4 protein-coding genes are annotated in these 4075 nt (G+C 68.3%); all 4 read left to right on the top strand.

All coding sequences use genetic code 11. The features are described from left to right. A partial coding sequence (locus ACNPM4_RS03900; protein WP_448984757.1) for an FGGY-family carbohydrate kinase occupies positions 1-532 on the top strand: 532 nt, incomplete at its 5' end. A gap of 12 nt (positions 533-544) precedes the next feature. Beyond that, a complete protein-coding gene (locus ACNPM4_RS03895) occupies positions 545-850 on the top strand; it encodes an NIPSNAP family protein (protein WP_448984756.1) in 306 nt (101 codons plus the stop codon). Positions 851-890: 40 nt separating this feature from the next. Next, the gene (locus tag ACNPM4_RS03890) at positions 891-1448 is read left to right on the top strand and encodes a hypothetical protein (protein ID WP_448984755.1); all 558 of its coding nucleotides are present in this window, start codon (positions 891-893) and stop codon (positions 1446-1448) included. Between the two features lie 68 nt (positions 1449-1516). After that, the coding region (locus ACNPM4_RS03885; RefSeq protein WP_448984754.1) for a YhgE/Pip family protein at positions 1517-4075 on the top strand (2559 nt) is incomplete at its 3' end.

The following is a 4075-nucleotide window of genomic DNA, read 5'->3' as shown; positions in this document are numbered from 1 at the left end:
CACGATCTTCGCCGTGACCGACCGCCCGGTGGCGGAACCGACCGGCATCGTCGCGGGCTTCGCGGATGCCGACGGCGGCTACCTGCCGCTGGTCTGCACGCTCAACGCCGCGCGCGTCCTCGACGTGATCGCGCGCCTGCTCGGGGTGGACCACGACGGGCTGAGCACGCTCGCCTTGACCGCCGAACCCGGCGCCGGCGGACTCGAACTCGTGCCGTACTTCGAGGGCGAGCGCTCCCCCAACCTGCCCGATGCCACCGCGAGCCTGACCGCCATGACGCTCGCCTCCACCACCCGCGAGAACCTCGCCAGGGCCGCCGTCGAGGGCATGCTCGGAGGGCTGCGCTTCGGGCTCGACGCGCTGCGGGAACTCGGCATCCCCCTGGAGCGGGTGCTGCTCGTGGGCGGGGGCGCCCAGTCGCAGGCCGTCCGCGAGATCGCCCCGCTGGTCTTCGGGCTGCCGGTCGAGGTGCCGGAGGCCGCGGAGTATGTCGCCGTCGGCATGGCGCGTCAGGCGGCATCGGTGCTCTGACAGGATCGGGGCATGATCACCGTTCACCTGCGTTACGAGATCGACCCCGACAAGCTCGAGGACTTCACCGAGTACGGTCGCACCTGGATCCGGCTCGTGGCCAAGCACGGCGGCACCCACCACGGCTACTTCCTGCCGAGCGAGGGCGACAGCGACGAGGCGTTCGCACTGTTCACGTTCCCCTCCCTCGCCGAGTACGAGGTCTACCGGACCGCGTCGAAGACCGATCCGGAGTGCGTCGAGGCGTTCGACTTCGCCCGCCGGACGCAGTGCATCCGCCGCTACGAGCGCCGCTTCCTGAGCCCCGTCTTCGATTGAGGTGCGCTCCCAGAAGTCGGCGACCCCCACGGAGGCATTGATGCCCACTCCCCCCAGACTGCGCGCGAGCGCACTCGCGCTCGCAGGCATGCTGGCCTGTGCCGGATGCTCGGCGGCCGCCGTCCCGAGCCCGCCGGAGGCCGTCGGCGACGACTTCCCCGGCACCTGCCTGCCGTCGGAGGTCTCCTGGCCGTCCGACTTCCTCGAGTCCCTGCCCGGAGAGTCCGAGGCGATCGGCGGCGCCATCGTCGGTCTGCGCCTCGAGTGGCTCGACGACGATTTCGCCTGGCGGCTGCGCAGCGCCGACACCCGGAAGGACACGTGCGGCGAGCGGGTCGACGACCCGAGCTTCGGCCGGGAGTCGCTGGTCGACGTCCGCACCCTGGAGGTTCTCTCGACCGGCGAGACGGAGCTCACCGAGGCGGAGCAGCAGCTGAACGGCAGCAGCGCCTACACCGCGGCGCAGCTCTCGGGCGAGGAATACCCCAGTCCACTCATCGTGGAGATGGCCCGCGTGATGGACGACGGCGCGCCCGTGTGGCAGCTCACGACGTGCGACACCGCCACCAACGAGCTGACGGTCACGACCCTGAATTGACGCACGCCCCGACCGCTTTACTCAGCTAACTTGCACGCTCGTGTGCACGTATTGTGTAAACTCGTCCTGTGAAACAGAGCTGGCGGGTCTACAAGCGCGACGTCAAGAGACTCTCCCGCGTACCCAAAGCCTGGATCATCATCATCGGGGTGCTCATCACCCCGGCCCTGTACGCGTGGTTCAACATAAACGCGTTCTGGGACCCCTACGCGAACACCGCGAACATCCGCGTGGCGGTGGTCGATCTCGACGAGGGCGCCACCTCCGACCTCACCGGTCACATCGACATCGGCGAGCAGGTGACAGCGCAGCTCGAGGACGACGACCAGCTCGGCTGGACGTTCATGGGCGAGGACGAGGCTCAGGAGGCCGTGAAGAAGGGCGACGTCTACGCCGCCATCGTCATCCCCGCGCAGTTCAGCGAAGATCTGCTCAGCATCACCAGCGGTGACTTCACCCAGCCGGCGCTGGAGTACTACGTCAACGAGAAGGCCGGGGCGATCGCGCCCAAGATCACCGACGTCGGCGCTTCCGAACTCGACAAGCAGGTCACCACCGCTTTCAAGGAGCAGGTGGCACTCGCCGCGACGAACGCCCTCAAAGACGTCGGCGACTCCACCGAGCTGCGGCTGCTGAACGCCAGGGACAACACCCTCAACGCGTTCGACCAGGCAGCGCAGACCATCTCGTCGGCGCGCGAGAACCTCGCCGAGACGCAGGACGGGCTGACCTCGTCTCGCGGCACGCTCGCCTCCGCCCGGAGCACGCTCGGCGACGTCGACAAGACGCTCGGCGATGTGCAGAAGTCGCTCGACCAGACGCAGTCGATCATCGCCGAGACGCAGAAGGAGGTGATCGCCTTCACCGACAGCGCCACCACCGCGTTCCTCCAGGGCACCACGCTGCTCGCCGATGCGTCGTCGAAGGCGAACGTCTCGATCACCCGTCTCACCCAGAGCCTCGAGCAGGCGGGCGTGCGCATCGACGCCGGGATCGACGACGTCTCGAACGTGCTCGAGGCGAACGAAGCGGCCGCCGCGCGTCTGCAGGCGCTCGTGGACGACACCGACCTCAGCGACGAGACGAAGCAGCAGCTCACCGAGGTCATCGCCTCACTGCAGCAGCGCAACGCCACCGACCAGCAGCTGCTCGCAGACCTGAAGGACCTCAAGGCCAGCGCATCCGACACCGTGGGCTCCGTCCAGGCGACGGCCGACGCGGTCGACAAGGCGATGCAGGACACCAGGGATGCGTCGTCAGCGATGCGCGACATCCTCACCCGCACCGTCCCCTCGCTGAACAGCGCCATGTCGCAGCTGTCGTCGAGCGTCGGATCGTTGTCGGCGGCGCTGGATGCGCAGAAGGGCGTGCTCGCCGAAGCCGACCAGCTGCTGGGCGGGTTGGACTCTCAGCTCGTGGCCACCTCGTCGGCACTGGAGAGCTTCGACGGCGACCTCGCCGGCATCGAGCAGGGGCTGCAGACCTCGCGCACCGACGTCGTCGCCCTCAACGCCGCATCCGAATGGGGTCTGCTGGGCACACTGACCGACCTGGAGCCCGAGCAGATCGCCCAGTTCATCTCCTCCCCCGTCGAGGTCGACGAGCACCTGGTGTTCCCCGTCGACACCTATGGGTCGGCGATGGCGGCGCTCTTCACGAACCTGTCGCTGTGGATCGGCGCCTTCGTGCTCATGGTGATCTTCCGCGTCGAGGTCGACACCGAGGGCGTCGAGGGCGTCACCGTGCGCGAGGCCTACTTCGGCCGCTTCTTCCTCTTCGCGACGCTCGCCGTCGGCCAGGCGCTGATCGTGTGCACCGGAAACCTGATCATCGGCGTGCAGACCGTCAGCGCCGCCGCCTTCCTCGGCACCGGCGTGCTCATCGCCCTCGCCTACGTGAGCATCATCTACGCCCTCTGCGTCGCGTTCGGGCACGTCGGCCGCGGCCTGTGCATCCTGCTGGTCATCATGCAGATCCCCGGAGCATCCGGGCTCTACCCGATCGAGCTGATGCCCGGATTCTTCCGGGCGATCTACCCGCTCCTCCCGTTCTCGTACGGCATCGACGCGATGCGCGAGACGATCGGCGGGTTCTACGACGGCCACTACTGGCGGTACTTGGGCGCCCTCGCCGTGTTCGTCGCCCTGGCGTTCCTCATCGGGCTCGTCCTGCGGCGCCGGCTCGCGAACTTCACCCTGCTCTTCAACCGGCAGGTGCTCGCGACCGACCTCCTGATCGGCGAGAAGGTGCAGGTCGTCGGCAGCGGGTACCGGCTCACCGACGTCATCCGCGCGCTCTCGAACCGCAGCGAATACCGCGAAGACCTCGCTCGACGCGCCGAGCCGTTCACCCGCCGCTACCCCACCCTGTTGAAGGCGACGGTGCTCACGGGGGTCGCCGGGCTCGTCGTGCTCGGAGTCATCACCTGGGCGCTTCCCGGATCGAAAGCCCTGCTGCTGGGCCTGTGGACGCTCTGGATCCTCCTCGTCATCGGATTCCTGGTGGCCATCGAGTACATCAAGCACAGCTTCGAGAACGGCGCGGAGGTCGCGGCCCTCGACGACGCCGAGCTGCGTGAGCTCGCCCTCGTCGGTCCCGCCGGTCGTGACGCGGTCATGCCCGCCTCA

The organism is Microbacterium umsixpiens (assembly GCF_053543675.1).
This window is presented reverse-complemented; position numbering and strand designations above follow the sequence as displayed.

What these genes read in the sequence shown, in the direction of transcription:
- ACNPM4_RS03895 (WP_448984756.1), top strand. Translation starts at nt 545, where the DNA reads ATGATCACCGTTCACCTGCGTTACGAGATCGACCCCGACAAGCTCGAG.
- ACNPM4_RS03890 (WP_448984755.1), top strand. Translation starts at nt 891, where the DNA reads ATGCCCACTCCCCCCAGACTGCGCGCGAGCGCACTCGCGCTCGCAGGC.